The sequence below is a fragment of the Roseburia sp. OM04-10BH genome, from assembly GCF_003462605.1.
Lineage (GTDB): Bacteria > Bacillota > Clostridia > Lachnospirales > Lachnospiraceae > Roseburia_C > Roseburia_C amylophila.
The window spans coordinates 259,058-273,643 of record NZ_QTZI01000003.1 but is presented as its reverse complement, the minus strand read 5'-3'; the positions used below and the strand labels follow the sequence as shown (position 1 = coordinate 273,643).

The following is a 14,586-nucleotide window of genomic DNA, read 5'->3' as shown; positions in this document are numbered from 1 at the left end:
TGGATAAATCTTTTACAGAATGGGATTAGCCATCAACACGTTTTGTCCTATAACCCTGTTTTTATGAAGTTACTCTATGCAGAAGACGAAGAAAGCATGGCAGAAGCTGTTACAGATATTCTTGTATTTCATAAGTACCAGGTTGATACGGTATATGATGGAGAAGAGACCTTGGAATATGCAAGAAAAGAAATAACCTGGACGCTTATTATGCTCTCGGAAGGACAACAAAGTGTAAAGCAACAGAATGAACTGCCGGTGCAGCCGGATGGAAACACCAGACAATAAGGAAGAATTGCTTGAAAAAGAAAAAACGGTGGTGTACTATAATGCTATGAGAAAATCAACAGAAAGGGAATATGAGTATGGATTTAGAGCAATGCTACAAGGAACTGGAGGGAGATTATGCAGAGGTCATGCGCAGACTCCGGAAGGAAGAGCTGGTACACCGTTTTTTGATAAAATTCTTAGAAAGCGATGAAGTACAGAGGATTGATGAAGCTTTACAGGAAAGGGATTATGAGAAAGCCTTTGATCTGGTACATACCTTAAAGGGAGAGACCATGACGCTCGGGTTGGGACGGCTGAGCAAATCAAGCATAATTCTGTGCGAACAGCTCCGCTATAAAATATATGGAGAAGAGATGCTGCAGCAATTTAGGGAAGTCAGAATGGATTATCAGAAGACAATTGATATTATCCGGAAATACAGGGATTCACAGCCGTAATTTATGCAGGCAGCCCGCCAGATTGCAAAATGTGTTTCTTGTAGTTTTATGTTATTGTTATTAATGATATAACCATAGGTTATTGTATGAAAAAATATTATTACTTTAAGCCATTTTAGTATTGACAAACAGAACTGATATGCTAGAATAACTGTAATGTGAATGAAAGAAAAAGGATGGTTTTCACATGAGAAAACAGGCATTATCTATTTTAGTAGAGAATACCTCAGGCGTATTAAGTCATATCTCAGGACTTTTCAGCCGGAGAGGATATAACATTGATAGTTTTTCATCTGGTGTAACTGCAGATCCAAGATATACCAGAATAACTATAGTAGCAAGTGGTGACGAGCAGATTTTAGAGCAGATTGAAAAGCAGCTTGCAAAGCTTGAAGATGTACGGGATATTAAAAAATTAGAACCGGGTACATCAGTGACCAGAGAACTGATTCTGGTTAAGATTAAAGCGAAGGATACAGAGCGTCAGGCCATCTTAAGCGTTACCAATATTTTCCATGGCAAGGTGGTTGATGTCACCAACGATTCCATGGTAATTGAACTGACAGGGCATCAGGATAAATTAGATGCATTTATGGATCTGTTACAGGGCTATGAGATATTAGAGCTCGCTAGAACCGGTATCACAGGTTTGACCAGAGGGTCTGCCGATGTTACATATTTAGATTAATCATTAAAACAGGAGGCTGAAAAAATGGCAGCAAAAATTTATTATCAGGAAGATTGTAACCTTTCCTTACTGGATGGTAAGAAAATCGCCATCATTGGTTACGGTAGCCAGGGACATGCACATGCATTAAACTTAAAGGAATCAGGCTGTGATGTCATTATTGGACTTTACAATGGTAGCAAATCCTGGGCAAAAGCAGAAAAACAGGGATTCAAAGTATATACAGCAGCAGAAGCTGCAAAACAGGCTGATATTATTATGATTCTTATCAATGACGAGTTACAGGCTGATATGTATAAGAACGATATCGAGCCAAACCTTGAGCCAGGAAACATGTTAATGTTCGCTCACGGATTTAACATTCATTTCGGATGTATCAAACCACCAAAGGATGTTGACGTAACAATGATCGCTCCTAAGGCACCAGGACATACTGTACGTTCTGAGTATCAGGCTGGAAAAGGAACTCCTTGTCTGGTAGCAGTAGAGCAGGATGCAACCGGTAAAGCACTTGACCTGGCATTAGCATATGGTCTTGGAATTGGTGGAGCAAGAGCAGGACTTCTTGAGACAACCTTCCGTACAGAGACAGAGACAGACCTTTTCGGTGAGCAGGCAGTTCTTTGTGGCGGTGTTTGTGCACTTATGCAGGCTGGTTTTGAAACACTTTGCGAAGCTGGTTATGACCCGAGAAATGCATACTTCGAGTGTATCCATGAGATGAAACTGATTGTTGACTTAATCTACCAGTCAGGATTCGCTGGAATGAGATATTCTATCTCTAACACTGCTGAGTATGGTGATTATATCACAGGACCTAAGATTGTTACTGCTGAGACAAAGAAAGCAATGAAACAGATTTTAACAGATATTCAGGATGGTACTTTTGCAAAAGAATTCTTACTTGATATGTCACCGGCAGGACGCCAGGTACACTTCAAAGCTATGAGAAAGCTTGCTTCTGAGCATCCATCAGAGAAAGTCGGCGAAGAAATTCGTAAACTGTATAGCTGGAACAACGAAGAAGATAAGCTGGTTAACAACTAATCTGATACTTCAAAAAGATGATAAAAAAGCTGTCACAATTGCGGCAGCTTTTTTTACGCGAGTAGCGAGAAAAATCGCATGCTTGCATGCGGATTTGGCGAGCACCGCGATAACTCGAGAAACTCGCAAAGCGTGTTTCTCGTAGCTGACAGGCATTTGTAAGAAACTGACAGTGATGCATCTTATTCGCCCGGATGAAAATTCTGGTAGAAATCAATAAATAATTCCAAGGATTTCGAAGGCTTTAAGGTGTTTTTATAAGCGAAGCCAATTTCACGCTTGTGAATTGGAAAACCAAGTGGAATCTCTAATAACTCTTTATTTGCAAGTTCGTTCTGGACAAATTGGCGGATGACGCAGGCAACACCCAGGTTGGTTTTTGCAAAGTCAATTAAGAGGTCCATCGTAGAGACTTCGATTAAATCTCTGGTCTCGATTTTATTTTCCTGTAAATAATCATCAATATACTGACGGGTCATGTTGTGCTTATCAAGAAGCATCAGTGTAGAATTCTGTAAGATTGCATCGGAAGAAATGCCCCTTGCATTCAATACGTTTAAGTAAGCTTCCGTTGCAACAAAAATATCTTCAATTTCAGCCACATTGCTGAAATTTAAAGTTTTCTGGTTTTCCGGCCTTGCAATCAGACCGATATCAATTTTGTTTTCTTCTAACATCTGTAAGGATTCGTTGGTAGACTGGCATACGATAGAAATATTAATATGCGGATAGCGTTTTGTGAAATCCTTTAAATAAGGCAAAAGCATGTATTTGCAGAGTGTGGAACTGACACCGATTTTTAAGTGGCCGACACCAAGCTCTAAGGAGTTCTTTAATTTATCTTCCCCTAAAGTCAGGGTTTCGAAAGCGGAACTGACATGAGTAAAAAGAAGTTCACCTTCTTCGGTCAGCAATACGCCGCGGGAACTTCGGCGGAAGAGTTCGCAGCCCAGGCTTTCCTCTAGTTTCTGTATGGATTTACTGATGGCAGGCTGGCTGATATAAAGCTCTTTGGCTGCCTTTGATATATTCTGTGTTTTTGCTACGGTATAGAAAATACGGTAACTGGATAAACTCTGCAACATTTATAGATTCCTCCGTGTTTATAACTAAAAATCATAATAAATATGTTTAATATGTATTTCCATTATACCACTAGCTGTGCTATAATAGCAACAGTATAGAAAAAATGATTTAATTTCAGGAGGAATTTCAAATGGGAATGACAATGACACAGAAGATTCTTGCGGCACATGCGGGACTTGATTCTGTTCAGGCTGGCCAGTTGATTGAAGCAGATTTAGACTTGGTATTGGGAAATGATATTACTTCACCGGTGGCTATCCATGAGATAGAGAAAATGAAAGTAGACGGAGTGTTCCATAAGGATAAAATTGCACTGGTTATGGACCACTTTGTACCAAATAAAGACATCAAATCTGCACAGCATTGTAAATGCGTCAGAGAGTTTGCATGCAAAAACGAAATCACCAACTACTTTGATGTAGGAGAAATGGGTATCGAACATGCACTTCTTCCGGAAAAAGGACTGACTGTTGCAGGAGATGTTATTATCGGAGCAGATTCACATACCTGTACATATGGAGCATTGGGAGCATTTTCCACCGGTGTTGGAAGTACTGATATGGCGGCAGGAATGGCAACCGGAAAAGCATGGTTTAAAGTACCATCCGCAATTAAATTCAATATTACAGGAAAACCAGCACCATGGATTAGCGGTAAAGATGTTATTTTACATATCATCGGAATGATTGGTGTGGATGGAGCATTATATAAGTCTATGGAATTCGTAGGTGATGGTATCCGGTATCTTTCCATGGATGACCGTTTTACCATTGCAAATATGGCAATTGAAGCCGGTGGAAAGAACGGAATCTTCCCGGTAGACGAGAAAGCAGAAGCATATATGAAAGAGCATTCCAAGCGCCCTTATAAAGTATATGAAGCAGATGAGGATGCTGTATATGATGAGGAGTATACCATTGACCTTAGTACACTTCGCCCAACCGTAGCATTTCCACATCTTCCGGAAAATACAAAGACCATTGATGAAGTAGGCGACATTACTATTGATCAGGTAGTAATCGGTTCCTGTACGAATGGAAGATTAGATGACCTTAAGATTGCAGCTTCTATCCTGAAAGGAAAGAAAGTAAAGAAAGGTTTACGTGTAATCGTAATTCCTGCAACCCAGCAGATTTATCTGGATGCCATGGAAGCCGGATATATCAGAACCTTTATTGAAGCAGGTGCTATTGTCAGCACACCGACCTGCGGACCTTGCCTTGGTGGCTATATGGGAATCCTTGCTGAGAATGAAAGATGCGTATCTACAACCAACCGTAACTTTGTGGGACGTATGGGACATGTGGATTCGGAAATTTATCTGGCAAGCCCGGCAGTTGCAGCAGCAAGTGCAATTACAGGAAAGATTTCCAGCCCGGAAGAAGTATAGGAGGATTAGAACATGAAAGCAGCAGAAGGAAAAGTATTTAAATTCGGTGACAACGTAGACACAGATGTTATTATACCGGCAAGATATCTGAATTCTTCCGACCCTAAGGAACTTGCCTTACATTGTATGGAAGATATTGATAAGGAATTCGTAAATAAAGTATCTGCAGGAGATATTATTGTAGCGGAGAAGAACTTTGGATGCGGTTCATCCAGAGAACATGCACCAATTGCAATTAAAGCCGCTGGTGTAAGCTGCGTCATAGCAGAGACTTTTGCACGTATTTTCTATCGTAATGCAATCAATATCGGACTTCCGATTATTGAATGTAAGGAAGCAGCTTTGGAAATCAAAGCAGGAGATGAGGTAGAGGTAAATTTTGATACTGGTGTCATTACCGACAAGACCACTGGAAAGAGTTTCCAGGGTCAGGCATTCCCACCATTTATGCAGAAGATTATCGATTGCGAGGGACTGGTAAATTACATCAATCAGAAATAGCAGAAAGTGTAGAAAGATAATTGATATATTTTGGAGAGATTTTAAGATTAGTATAAATTTCTGCATATTCTCTAGCGGATAACTCTGTAATATAGTTTTCTTCAAAATTCTTATGAATACCGGCTGCCTTTGCCAGATCAACAGCTTTGTTGTAGGCAATGGCAGCTTTTTCTTCGGAAGAATAAGTGCCAATGGAATAATTGCCATTGATATGGATAAAAGCCTGATAACGGAGGAGTCCGTTGTGCTCTGTTTGGGCAACTCCACGGTAGCGGTTAATGACAATAATATTGGCGTAGCTGTAATCGAAGGGGTTACCATTGGCGAAAGTGTAATCTACATCCAGTACCGCATGATTACGGACTCCATAGCGGGAGAGAATCCCGGTCTGCATGCCGTATTCATTTACAAAAAGCCGGCCACCACGCTGCATAATCTTGTGGCTGGAATAAAAGAATAAATCATCAATATCAAATTTATATTCCGTCTGTGGTGCGAGAAAATAGAGAAAATAATTCTGCTTCAGATAAATCGGATTCTTGATATAGACGCCATTGTCACGGAAATTTAAAAGTGTAATGGCTTTGGTAAAATCTAAAAGTTTAATATATGCGGTATAATTTTCCAGTGTGATTTCAGACACAGAAATTAGAGAAGTTCCCTCTTTATAGGCAAGATGGGCTTCTTCTTCCGTTGGAAAGCTTCCAAGACTAATATGTTTTCTTTTATAGGTAAGGCTGGAACGGTAGTAGATGGTCCCGTCTTTTGTTTTGGCTGAAAAAGCACCGGAAAGCATGGTAAATCCTCACATTCTAAAATTCTTAGTTACAAATCATCTGTAAGAAGCTGCCGGTGGCGAGTTCTTACGGTAAGTATCACTTTGAGTATAACATTTTTAGGAAAGCATGAAAACAGGAAAATATCAAACTTTTGAAATGAAAAATATGCTATGATGCCAATATATATTGGAAATTGCAAGGATATAAAAATTCGTGGAAATATCAGGAATATTTGGCGGCGTTATTGGAATAGTGATATGATTGCAGGTGGAAAGGAGCAATTCGTTGAAGCAGGAAAATACAAGAAAGAAATATCAATTAAAAAACTGGCTAAAAGCAGGGATGATTCTGTTACTGGTATGCCTTGGAGGGTTATATTTTTTTAAGACATCCGAACGGTTTCAAAAAAGTGATGAAGTAAAGATAACATTAAAGCATGATAATTTCTTTGATGACAGTGTAGCAGGGATATTGGAGGATCTGGATAATGAAATCGGGCTTCCTAAGAAAATTTATCTGGTGAACCATTTTAATGTGACTTTCTATGCTACCGGAGAAATTGCTGCAATAGATACATTTTTCTATGGTGAGGATGAGAATGGAGAAACTAGAACCTATCTTGTGGACTATAACCGGAAGAAAAGCAGCAAAATGACAGTTTACATCAATAATTATGCCAAGACAGATTATGAAGAAAATATGTGCCTGACACCGCTTTTTGAACTGTTGGGAAATATAAAGGTGAAAGAACGGGTAGATAGCTGGGCAGAAGAAACAAAGAGCCATACCTTTGGAATAAGTTATTCTGGGAAAAGAGCCTTTACCAGTGCAGATAGCCTGCAGGTGATAAATGCAGAAAATGCAGATATAGATGGAACTGCAGATACAAATGAAAATTCAATTTTAAGCCAGTTGGAATATGGCGGAGAAGTTACAGGTTTTGCAGTTACATTTTCTGCTGGTGGCGAAGAAAATACAGGTGAAATTATAACTTATATCATAAATCCAAAATATACCAGTGCTGCAGTGTTAGCCCAGCAAAACCGGCAGGAGCAGATTGATGAAGCAAAAAACGGTGCTGGAAATGACACAACGGATAACAATGGGAATGCAGACACCAATGCCGTAGCCGGCAATGATGGCAATGATGAGGAAGAGAGCGGAGATGGCACTCCGTGGACAGAAAACAGGGAAGATGGAAGCGTGTACTTTTTTTTAGATGACAATACCGGTTATCGTCTGTTGGTGGCGGATGCTGCTGCCGGCAGCCGTTTTTATGAGCTTGAAATGACAAAGGACGGCGGGCAGAGCTGGAATCAGAAAAATGCAGATCCGTTTGATGGAAATATTGGTGTGGCAGAAGGAATAGAATTCTATAATGAAAATCTGGGCGTTATCGGATTGGCTGGAGCGTCAGGTGATTATTCCACACTTTATCTGACACAGGATGGCGGGAAAACATTTTCCATGATTGAACTTTCCATGGATGAAGTGACAGAACTTCCGGACACGGCAGCAGAGTATGGATTTTCCATATCAGACTATGATTATTGCAAGATGCCACAGCAGAAAGATGGAAAACTTATAATAAAAGTAATATCTGCTATGGGTGAAAACGATGGAATTCTTTTTGAATCCATAGATAGTGGGAATACATGGAATTATTCTGGGATAAGTTATTGACAGTAAACTGCAGGTTCTTATATAATGAAAGACAGAACAAATTTTATGCAGAGAGCAAAAGAGGGACAAAAAATGGATTTGATTTACACAAGTACAAGAAACTCAGATGAAAAGGCAACAGCTTCACAGGCAATTTTAAAGGGTCTTGCAGGAGACGGTGGTTTATTTGTGCCGGATTCATTACCAAAGCTTGACGTTGATATGGATACCCTGTCAAAAATGAGCTATCAGGAGACTGCTTACGAGGTAATGAAGCTTTTCTTAACAGACTTTACAGAAGAAGAATTAAAGCATTGTATCAATAGTGCATATGATTCTAAATTTGATACAGAAGAGATTGCTCCGTTAGTAGATGCAGACGGTGCATATTATCTGGAGCTTTTTCATGGAGCTACGATAGCATTTAAGGATATGGCATTATCCATTCTGCCTTATCTTATGACAACTGCTGCAAAGAAAAATCATGTAAAGAATGAAATTGTTATTTTAACAGCAACTTCTGGTGATACCGGAAAAGCTGCTTTAGCAGGATTTGCAGACGTTCCTGGTACTAAGATTATTGTATTCTATCCAAAGAATGGTGTCAGCCCGATTCAGGAGAAGCAGATGGTTACCCAGAAAGGGGCAAATACACATGTAGTTGGTATTCATGGTAACTTTGACCAGGCACAGACCGGCGTTAAGAAAATGTTTTCTGATAAAGAACTGGCAGAATTAATGGACAAAGCCGGATATCAGTTTTCCTCTGCTAACTCCATTAATATCGGACGTCTTGTTCCTCAGATTGTTTATTATGTATATGCATATGCAAAATTATATGAAAATGGTGCAATTGCAAAAGATGAAAAGATTAATGTTGTAGTTCCAACCGGTAACTTCGGAAATATCTTAGCAGCTTTCTATGCAAAGAACTTAGGACTTCCGATTGCAAAATTAATCTGTGCTTCCAATGAGAACAAAGTATTATTTGACTTCTTCTCAACCGGAACCTATGACAGAAACCGTGAATTTGTACTAACTTCTTCTCCATCCATGGATATACTGATTTCCAGCAACTTAGAGCGTCTGATTTATCGTATTGCCGGAAATGATGCAGAGAAAAATGCTGAATTCATGCGTGCATTAACAGAAGAGGGCAGATATATGATTACCGATGAGATGCGTGCCCAGCTTGCTGACTTCTATGGCAATTACACCACAGAGGAAGAAACAGCAGAAGTAATCCGTGACCTCTATGAGAAGACCGGCTATGTGATTGATACACATACTGCTGTAGCAACCGGTGTATACCACAAATATGTAAAAGAGACCGGTGATAATACCAAGACTGTTATTGCATCAACAGCAAGCCCGTTCAAGTTTACCAGAAGCGTAATGGATGCCATCGATAAAGAAAAATATGATTCCATGACTGATTTTGAACTGGTAGATGAGTTAAGCAAGATTGCAAATGTAACAGTTCCACAGGCAATTGAAGACATCCGCAGTGCAGAAGTACTTCATAAGACAGAATGCGATGTAGAAGATATGCCTAAGACGGTAAAAGCATTTTTAAATATCTAAATGCTTATGTAAAACATAGAGAATCTGCTACCGGCAGTTTCTTATGGATACAAGGTAACAAAACCCTGTCAGAGAAATCTGACAGGGTTTCGTTTATGTAAATAAAATGTAAAGGTTTAAGATTAGATTTCCATTAGGAAGTGAATGGTTCCAAATGGGAAAATAATTGGAAATACATAAATCTTAGTGGCATTTGTAAGCGTTTCTTCCTCATGAACTTCCGGAGGACATAAGTTTAATTCCAGGGAAAATTCATTAGACATATTTACATTAAATAATCCATTGTGAAGATTTAAGAAATCTTCGATAGAAGCTTTTACATACTCATCGAATTCATGGAATTCTTCTTTGGCATAACGGGATGCAAAAGCAATTGCAACAGATTTACTCATGTCTACACCAGAATTGAAAGAAAGTAAACCTTCATCTTTCTGGGTAACACAATAGTTGGTCATATACTCGGATTTCATCAGTGGATTTAATGGTGTAAAATCCTTTCCGATGAAACGAACGATATCATTAAAGAGAAGATTAAGGTATGCAACAATCTTTCCTGACATATCAGAATTATCAAAATGGAAGAATTTATGAATCAGCTTTTCAACCATATCATTCTGTTCGTTAGCAACATTTAAATCATCAATTTCATTACTTGCCTGATATTCTGCAAGTAATTCCTCAAACTGACTGTTGGTAAGCAGTCCGTCTTCAATCAAAATCTGACCTAAAAGCAGGTAGTCTGGTTTCTGCGAGGAGAGTAATTTGTCAACCTGTTCCTTTGTAAGATATCCGCCTTCGATTGCAATTTCACCAAATTTCTTGTCTTCATGGGTCTGACGGCATACAATAGCGTCAACCTGGGAAGCATTTAATAATCCGGCATGAATTGCCAGAGTACCTAATTTCAGATAGGAAGAGGACTGCCTCTCTAATGCATCTACCAGTTTATCCGCAGGAACAGCACTTTTGCTTAAAAGAAAATTACCAAAAAACTGTGTATACATAATTATCTCCCTTCAAAATAATTCTTCAGTACCCGCTCAATCTGTTCAACATTCAACGGTTTCTGGATAAAGTCCTTTGCACCGGCTTCAATTGCATTCTTTAACTGAGCCTGTGTACCAACAGAAGATACGATAATAATAACCGCTTTCGGGTCAGATTCTCTAATTTCTTTTACAGCGGCAATACCATCTTTTACAGGCATAACAATATCAAGAAAAACGATATCAGGTTTATCGGATTTGAATTTGTCAATTGCTTCCTGACCATTTGCTGCCTCAACAAAAGTTGTACCACCATACTGCGCAATAATGTCTTTTAACTGTTTTCTTGCAAGAATGGAGTCATCTCCAATCAGGATTTTTGCTTCGTCTAATTTCATATATAATCCCTCCAAATACAACTAGAATAATTAGAACATATTAATATACTACAATAGTTGACCAAAAGTTTCAATGGCTTTTTCGATAAAATTCGTGGTTTTGCATAAAAAACAAATAAGAATAGAAGGTTATATGATAAATATGTTCACATAGCAATGTAAAGTGTGGTAAGATAAATCAGAGTCAGGAAAAAAGAGTAAAAGAGGTTACATATTATGAAAGTAAACTGGAATTTAGTAGTAGATGTTGTAGTAGCACTGGTAGGTATCTATGTTCTTATGAATGGCATATGGATGAAAAGTACCGGAAAGACAAGCAGCCTTCTGGCAACGCCGGAGGAATTAAAGAAATGTAAACATCCGGAGAAGATAAGAGAAGAAGTAACACCGAAAATGCTTCTTTGCGGAGCACTGGCATTAGTATATGGCATTGTGACGGCATTGGGTGAGACCATCTTTAAACTGCCGATTATTATTAAATCAGGAATCCTTCTGCTGCTGGTGTTATCTTGTCTGTTTTTGGTCAGTACATTAAAGAATGCCAGAGAGAAGTATTTATAAAAAATATTTACTTATAATAATTTACAAAAAACTGTAGTTTATATCTGGAAAAGATACCGGATAAGAACTACAGTTTTTTGTGTCTAAGCATTCCGTAAGAAGCTGCAGGTGGCAGAAGCTTGCGGTTTAACGTTTGTCAATCGGAACATATTCTTTGCGTTCACCGATGTTACGATATGCAGGACGCATAATTTTTCCGTTCTGGGAAAGCTCCTCTAAGCGGTGGGCACTCCAGCCGGCAATTCTTGCAATTGCAAAAATTGGTGTATAGAGTTCTAACGGAAGGTCAAGCATATGATAAACAAATCCGCTGAAGAAGTCTACGTTTGGACTTACACCTTTATAGATTTTACGCTCTTTGGCGATGATTTCCGGTGCAAGACGTTCTACTAAAGAGTAGAGTGCAAATTCTTTTTCATATCCCTTTTCCTGGGAAAGCTTTTCCACAAAACCGCGGAAGATGACTGCTCTTGGGTCGGAAAGAGAATATACTGCATGACCCATTCCATAGATAAGACCGGCATGGTCAAAAGCTTTTTTATGAAGAAGTGCAGTAAGATATTTACCTACTTCGTCTTCGTCTGTCCAGTCTTTTACAGTGCGTTTCATATCTTCAAACATCTGAACTACTTTGATATTGGCACCACCATGTTTCGGCCCCTTCAGGGAACCAAGGGATGCTGCAATAACAGAATAAGTATCGGTTCCGGAAGAAGATACCAGATGGGTAGTAAAGGTAGAGTTATTTCCACCACCATGCTCCATATGTAAGATTAATGCGATATCTAAAAGCTTTGCCTCTAATGGGGTATATTTACTGTCTGGCCGCAGAATATGAAGAATTGTTTCTGCAGTAGATAATTCCGGCTGTGGGGTATGAATATAAAGGCTGGCACCATCATGATAATGGCGGTAAGCCTGATAACCATATACAGAAAGCAGTGGGAATAAGCTGATAAGCTGCAAACACTGTCTCAATACATTAGGAAGTGAAATATCATCGGCACGGTCATCATAGGAATAAAGTGTAAGCACACTTCGTGCCAGTGTATTCATCATATCTTTGCTTGGAGCTTTCATAATAATATCACGTACAAAGCTGGTTGGAAGTGTACGGTATTCGGAAAGCAGTCCACAGAAGTTTTTCAACTGTTCTTTGGTTGGAAGCTCACCAAACATCAGAAGATAAGCACATTCCTCAAATCCAAAATGGCTGTCCGGTGCAATTCCTTTTACTAAATCTTTTACATTATAGCCACGGTAATAAAGTTCGCCCTCAGATGGAATGTATTCTCCATTTACCAGCTTGGTAGAGCATACATCAGAAATGTGTGTAAGTCCTACCAGAACACCCTTTCCATTTAAATCACGAAGACCACGGTTAACATTATATTTCGTATATAATTCAGAAGGAATGATGGATGATGCGGAGCATTTATTCGCAAGTTCCATTATTTCCGGTGTGATTTCATAAAAACGTCCTGTCATATTGTTCCTCCTCTTTTAATTATTTTAATATGTTATCATATTTCGGTTGTAGAAAACAAGAAAAAAGCGTAAATTTTAAAGAAAGTTTAAAATTGTTTTCTAAAAAATTTAGAATTATAGGAAGATAGTACTAATGTAAAAATGTTCTCTGATAAAACGTTTTTTGCTGGATAAATTACAGAATATATATTACAATTAAAAAAAATACCGGAGGTACAAAATGGAAAAAGAAGAATTATATCGTTATGTGGATCATACTGCGTTAAAAGCCTTTACCACATGGAAGGACATAGAAAAATTATGTGAAGAAGCAATAAAATACCATACCGCATCGGTTTGTATCCCAAGTTGTTACATCAGCCGGGTAAAAGAAACTTACGGCGATAAAATCAAAATCTGTACCGTAGTAGGATTTCCGTTAGGATATGCGAACACTGAAGGAAAGCTGGCAGAGACAAAGAAAGCATTGGAAGACGGCGCAGACGAAATTGATATGGTAATTAATATCTGCGATGTAAAGAATGGGGCATATCATAAAGTAGAAGAGGAAATCCGTCTTTTAAAAGAGGTAACAGGAGGTAGGATCTTAAAGGTTATTATCGAAACCTGTTATCTTACAAAAGAAGAAAAGATTGCCATGTGCCATGCGGTAACCAATGCCGGAGCAGATTTTATCAAGACATCTACCGGATTTGGAACGGCAGGTGCTACCATGGAAGATGTATTATTAATGAAAGAACACATTGGAGCAGAGGTTAAGATTAAGGCGGCCGGAGGAATCCGTACCAAAGAAGATATGGAAAATTATATTAAGGCAGGCTGTTCACGGCTTGGCACAAGTTCTGCCGTTGATATTCTGGGATAGCAGATATTAAGAGCAATGAAGAATGATAAGATAATGAAAAAAATTTGTAAAACAGAAATAATTTAGAAAAGGTGAGTGTCATGGAGACGGACAAAAGACAATTATTAGAAGCGGCAAAAGAAGCCAAAAAATATTCCTATGCACCGTATTCCAATTTTCATGTAGGTGCAGCCCTTTATTGTAAGGATGGCAGTATCTATACCGGATGTAATATTGAAAATGCAGCCTTTACGCCCACGAACTGTGCGGAGCGAACAGCTGTCTTTAAGGCAGTATCCGAAGGGAAAAAAGAATTTTTAGCTATTGCTGTAGTGGGAGACAGGGAAGAACCGCTTACACCTTGCGGTGTCTGCCGGCAGGTGCTGACAGAATTTGTAGATGGAAGCACATTTGAGGTAATTATGGAAGATGGAGCTGGCGGTATCAAAGTTATGAAATTAGAAGAGCTTTTTCCGGCATCCTTTTCACCGAAAGATCTGCAATCATAAATTGTTCCACAATTTGACAGGAATTTTACATTGAAAAGCAACACATATTAGAGTATAATAACAATTACAAAAAGCAGATAGTTTTATGCCTGGGATGTTCGACACGCCTGTTATTTTGAACCTACATTTACTTTAAACGGGATTCCAATATCTCCAATAGGATGTCAGGCCTCCGTTTGCAGTGGAAGGCAGAGTATTGGTTGAGGTTACCCACCTAGCTTTGCTAGGAGTCAAAATACAGGAAACGGCATTTTGGGTATATTTGCTAAAGATAAGGTATGAATAGACGAAAGAATCTTTGTGTACAAAAGAATCATAAGGTACGGAAGATAAAC

General features: G+C 38.8%; 16 protein-coding genes, 1 other RNA gene and 1 pseudogene. 13 read left to right on the top strand and 5 right to left on the bottom strand.

Going from position 1 to position 14,586, the window contains the following annotated elements:
- The 4 genes and pseudogenes from DXB43_RS15405 to ilvC all read left to right on the top strand — a co-directional run.
- Positions 1 to 288: pseudogene (locus DXB43_RS15405) on the top strand (hypothetical protein); the annotation flags it as partial.
- Between the two features lie 71 nt (positions 289 to 359).
- Positions 360 to 728, top strand: coding sequence for an Hpt domain-containing protein (locus tag DXB43_RS05215; protein WP_117946995.1), 369 nt, complete (start codon positions 360 to 362; stop codon positions 726 to 728).
- Positions 729 to 915: 187 nt separating this feature from the next.
- Positions 916 to 1,416, top strand: a complete 501-nt coding sequence (gene ilvN, locus DXB43_RS05210; RefSeq protein WP_117946994.1) for an acetolactate synthase small subunit — start codon at positions 916 to 918, stop codon at positions 1,414 to 1,416.
- A 24-nt stretch (positions 1,417 to 1,440) separates the two neighbouring features.
- Complete coding sequence (gene ilvC, locus DXB43_RS05205) at positions 1,441 to 2,463, top strand: ketol-acid reductoisomerase (RefSeq protein WP_117698982.1); 1,023 nt, start codon at positions 1,441 to 1,443, stop codon at positions 2,461 to 2,463.
- Between the two features lie 182 nt (positions 2,464 to 2,645).
- Here the strand turns inward: ilvC and DXB43_RS05200 are convergent, their stop codons facing one another.
- A complete protein-coding gene (locus tag DXB43_RS05200) occupies positions 2,646 to 3,548 on the bottom strand; it encodes a LysR family transcriptional regulator (RefSeq protein WP_117841097.1) in 903 nt (300 codons plus the stop codon).
- A gap of 131 nt (positions 3,549 to 3,679) precedes the next feature.
- On the opposite strand from DXB43_RS05200, the gene leuC reads away from it, so the two are divergent.
- The gene (gene leuC / locus DXB43_RS05195) at positions 3,680 to 4,939 is read left to right on the top strand and encodes a 3-isopropylmalate dehydratase large subunit (RefSeq protein WP_022243892.1); all 1,260 of its coding nucleotides are present in this window, start codon (positions 3,680 to 3,682) and stop codon (positions 4,937 to 4,939) included.
- Between the two features lie 12 nt (positions 4,940 to 4,951).
- Complete coding sequence (gene leuD, locus DXB43_RS05190) at positions 4,952 to 5,440, top strand: 3-isopropylmalate dehydratase small subunit (RefSeq protein WP_022243891.1); 489 nt, start codon at positions 4,952 to 4,954, stop codon at positions 5,438 to 5,440.
- Here leuD and DXB43_RS05185 read toward each other — a convergent pair.
- Entirely contained in the window at positions 5,427 to 6,236 is an 810-nt protein-coding gene (locus tag DXB43_RS05185; protein WP_117946993.1) for a hypothetical protein, read from the bottom strand. The genes leuD and DXB43_RS05185 overlap by 14 nt on opposite strands.
- Before the next feature lie 153 nt (positions 6,237 to 6,389).
- On the opposite strand from DXB43_RS05185, the gene DXB43_RS15000 reads away from it, so the two are divergent.
- The 3 genes from DXB43_RS15000 (at position 6,390) to thrC (ending at position 9,465) form a co-directional block, all read left to right on the top strand.
- Positions 6,390 to 6,605, top strand: coding sequence for a hypothetical protein (locus DXB43_RS15000; RefSeq protein WP_147343666.1), 216 nt, complete (start codon positions 6,390 to 6,392; stop codon positions 6,603 to 6,605).
- Positions 6,562 to 7,902, top strand: coding sequence for a WD40/YVTN/BNR-like repeat-containing protein (locus DXB43_RS05180; protein ID WP_147343665.1), 1,341 nt, complete (start codon positions 6,562 to 6,564; stop codon positions 7,900 to 7,902). Before DXB43_RS15000 ends, DXB43_RS05180 begins: the two co-directional genes overlap by 44 nt.
- 72 nt (positions 7,903 to 7,974) lie before the next feature.
- On the top strand, positions 7,975 to 9,465 hold the full coding sequence (gene thrC / locus DXB43_RS05175) for a threonine synthase (RefSeq protein WP_117698989.1): 1,491 nt from the start codon (positions 7,975 to 7,977) through the stop codon (positions 9,463 to 9,465).
- Between the two features lie 122 nt (positions 9,466 to 9,587).
- Here thrC and DXB43_RS05170 read toward each other — a convergent pair whose 3' ends face one another.
- A complete protein-coding gene (locus DXB43_RS05170; RefSeq protein ID WP_117698986.1) occupies positions 9,588 to 10,469 on the bottom strand; it encodes a chemotaxis protein CheX in 882 nt (293 codons plus the stop codon).
- Positions 10,470 to 10,471: 2 nt separating this feature from the next.
- Positions 10,472 to 10,849, bottom strand: coding sequence for a response regulator (locus DXB43_RS05165; protein ID WP_117698987.1), 378 nt, complete (start codon positions 10,847 to 10,849; stop codon positions 10,472 to 10,474).
- 216 nt (positions 10,850 to 11,065) lie between these two features.
- Between DXB43_RS05165 and DXB43_RS05160 the strand changes: the two genes are divergently transcribed.
- The gene (locus DXB43_RS05160) at positions 11,066 to 11,410 is read left to right on the top strand and encodes a hypothetical protein (protein ID WP_117946991.1); all 345 of its coding nucleotides are present in this window, start codon (positions 11,066 to 11,068) and stop codon (positions 11,408 to 11,410) included.
- A gap of 126 nt (positions 11,411 to 11,536) precedes the next feature.
- On the opposite strand, the gene DXB43_RS05155 is transcribed toward DXB43_RS05160, so the two are convergent.
- The gene (locus tag DXB43_RS05155; RefSeq protein ID WP_117946990.1) at positions 11,537 to 12,898 is read right to left on the bottom strand and encodes a citrate/2-methylcitrate synthase; all 1,362 of its coding nucleotides are present in this window, start codon (positions 12,896 to 12,898) and stop codon (positions 11,537 to 11,539) included.
- A 220-nt stretch (positions 12,899 to 13,118) separates the two neighbouring features.
- Between DXB43_RS05155 and deoC the strand changes: the two genes are divergently transcribed.
- The 3 genes from deoC to ssrS all read left to right on the top strand — a co-directional run bounded on the left by deoC (position 13,119) and on the right by ssrS (position 14,514).
- A complete protein-coding gene (deoC, locus tag DXB43_RS05150; protein ID WP_117946989.1) occupies positions 13,119 to 13,763 on the top strand; it encodes a deoxyribose-phosphate aldolase in 645 nt (214 codons plus the stop codon).
- A gap of 80 nt (positions 13,764 to 13,843) precedes the next feature.
- On the top strand, positions 13,844 to 14,251 hold the full coding sequence (locus DXB43_RS05145) for a cytidine deaminase (RefSeq protein ID WP_117946988.1): 408 nt from the start codon (positions 13,844 to 13,846) through the stop codon (positions 14,249 to 14,251).
- A gap of 83 nt (positions 14,252 to 14,334) precedes the next feature.
- A non-coding RNA gene (gene ssrS, locus DXB43_RS05140) (6S RNA) lies at positions 14,335 to 14,514 on the top strand.
- Positions 14,515 to 14,586: the final 72 nt, after the last annotated feature.

What these genes read in the sequence shown, in the direction of transcription:
- DXB43_RS05185 (WP_117946993.1), bottom strand. Translation starts at nt 6,236, where the DNA reads ATGCTTTCCGGTGCTTTTTCAGCCAAAACAAAAGACGGGACCATCTAC.
- DXB43_RS05215 (WP_117946995.1), top strand. Translation starts at nt 360, where the DNA reads ATGAGTATGGATTTAGAGCAATGCTACAAGGAACTGGAGGGAGATTAT.
- ilvC (WP_117698982.1), top strand. Translation starts at nt 1,441, where the DNA reads ATGGCAGCAAAAATTTATTATCAGGAAGATTGTAACCTTTCCTTACTG.
- DXB43_RS05200 (WP_117841097.1), bottom strand. Translation starts at nt 3,548, where the DNA reads ATGTTGCAGAGTTTATCCAGTTACCGTATTTTCTATACCGTAGCAAAA.
- leuC (WP_022243892.1), top strand. Translation starts at nt 3,680, where the DNA reads ATGGGAATGACAATGACACAGAAGATTCTTGCGGCACATGCGGGACTT.
- DXB43_RS05155 (WP_117946990.1), bottom strand. Translation starts at nt 12,898, where the DNA reads ATGACAGGACGTTTTTATGAAATCACACCGGAAATAATGGAACTTGCG.
- deoC (WP_117946989.1), top strand. Translation starts at nt 13,119, where the DNA reads ATGGAAAAAGAAGAATTATATCGTTATGTGGATCATACTGCGTTAAAA.
- DXB43_RS05160 (WP_117946991.1), top strand. Translation starts at nt 11,066, where the DNA reads ATGAAAGTAAACTGGAATTTAGTAGTAGATGTTGTAGTAGCACTGGTA.
- DXB43_RS05145 (WP_117946988.1), top strand. Translation starts at nt 13,844, where the DNA reads ATGGAGACGGACAAAAGACAATTATTAGAAGCGGCAAAAGAAGCCAAA.
- leuD (WP_022243891.1), top strand. Translation starts at nt 4,952, where the DNA reads ATGAAAGCAGCAGAAGGAAAAGTATTTAAATTCGGTGACAACGTAGAC.
- DXB43_RS05170 (WP_117698986.1), bottom strand. Translation starts at nt 10,469, where the DNA reads ATGTATACACAGTTTTTTGGTAATTTTCTTTTAAGCAAAAGTGCTGTT.
- ilvN (WP_117946994.1), top strand. Translation starts at nt 916, where the DNA reads ATGAGAAAACAGGCATTATCTATTTTAGTAGAGAATACCTCAGGCGTA.
- DXB43_RS05165 (WP_117698987.1), bottom strand. Translation starts at nt 10,849, where the DNA reads ATGAAATTAGACGAAGCAAAAATCCTGATTGGAGATGACTCCATTCTT.
- DXB43_RS15000 (WP_147343666.1), top strand. Translation starts at nt 6,390, where the DNA reads ATGATGCCAATATATATTGGAAATTGCAAGGATATAAAAATTCGTGGA.
- DXB43_RS05180 (WP_147343665.1), top strand. Translation starts at nt 6,562, where the DNA reads ATGATTCTGTTACTGGTATGCCTTGGAGGGTTATATTTTTTTAAGACA.
- thrC (WP_117698989.1), top strand. Translation starts at nt 7,975, where the DNA reads ATGGATTTGATTTACACAAGTACAAGAAACTCAGATGAAAAGGCAACA.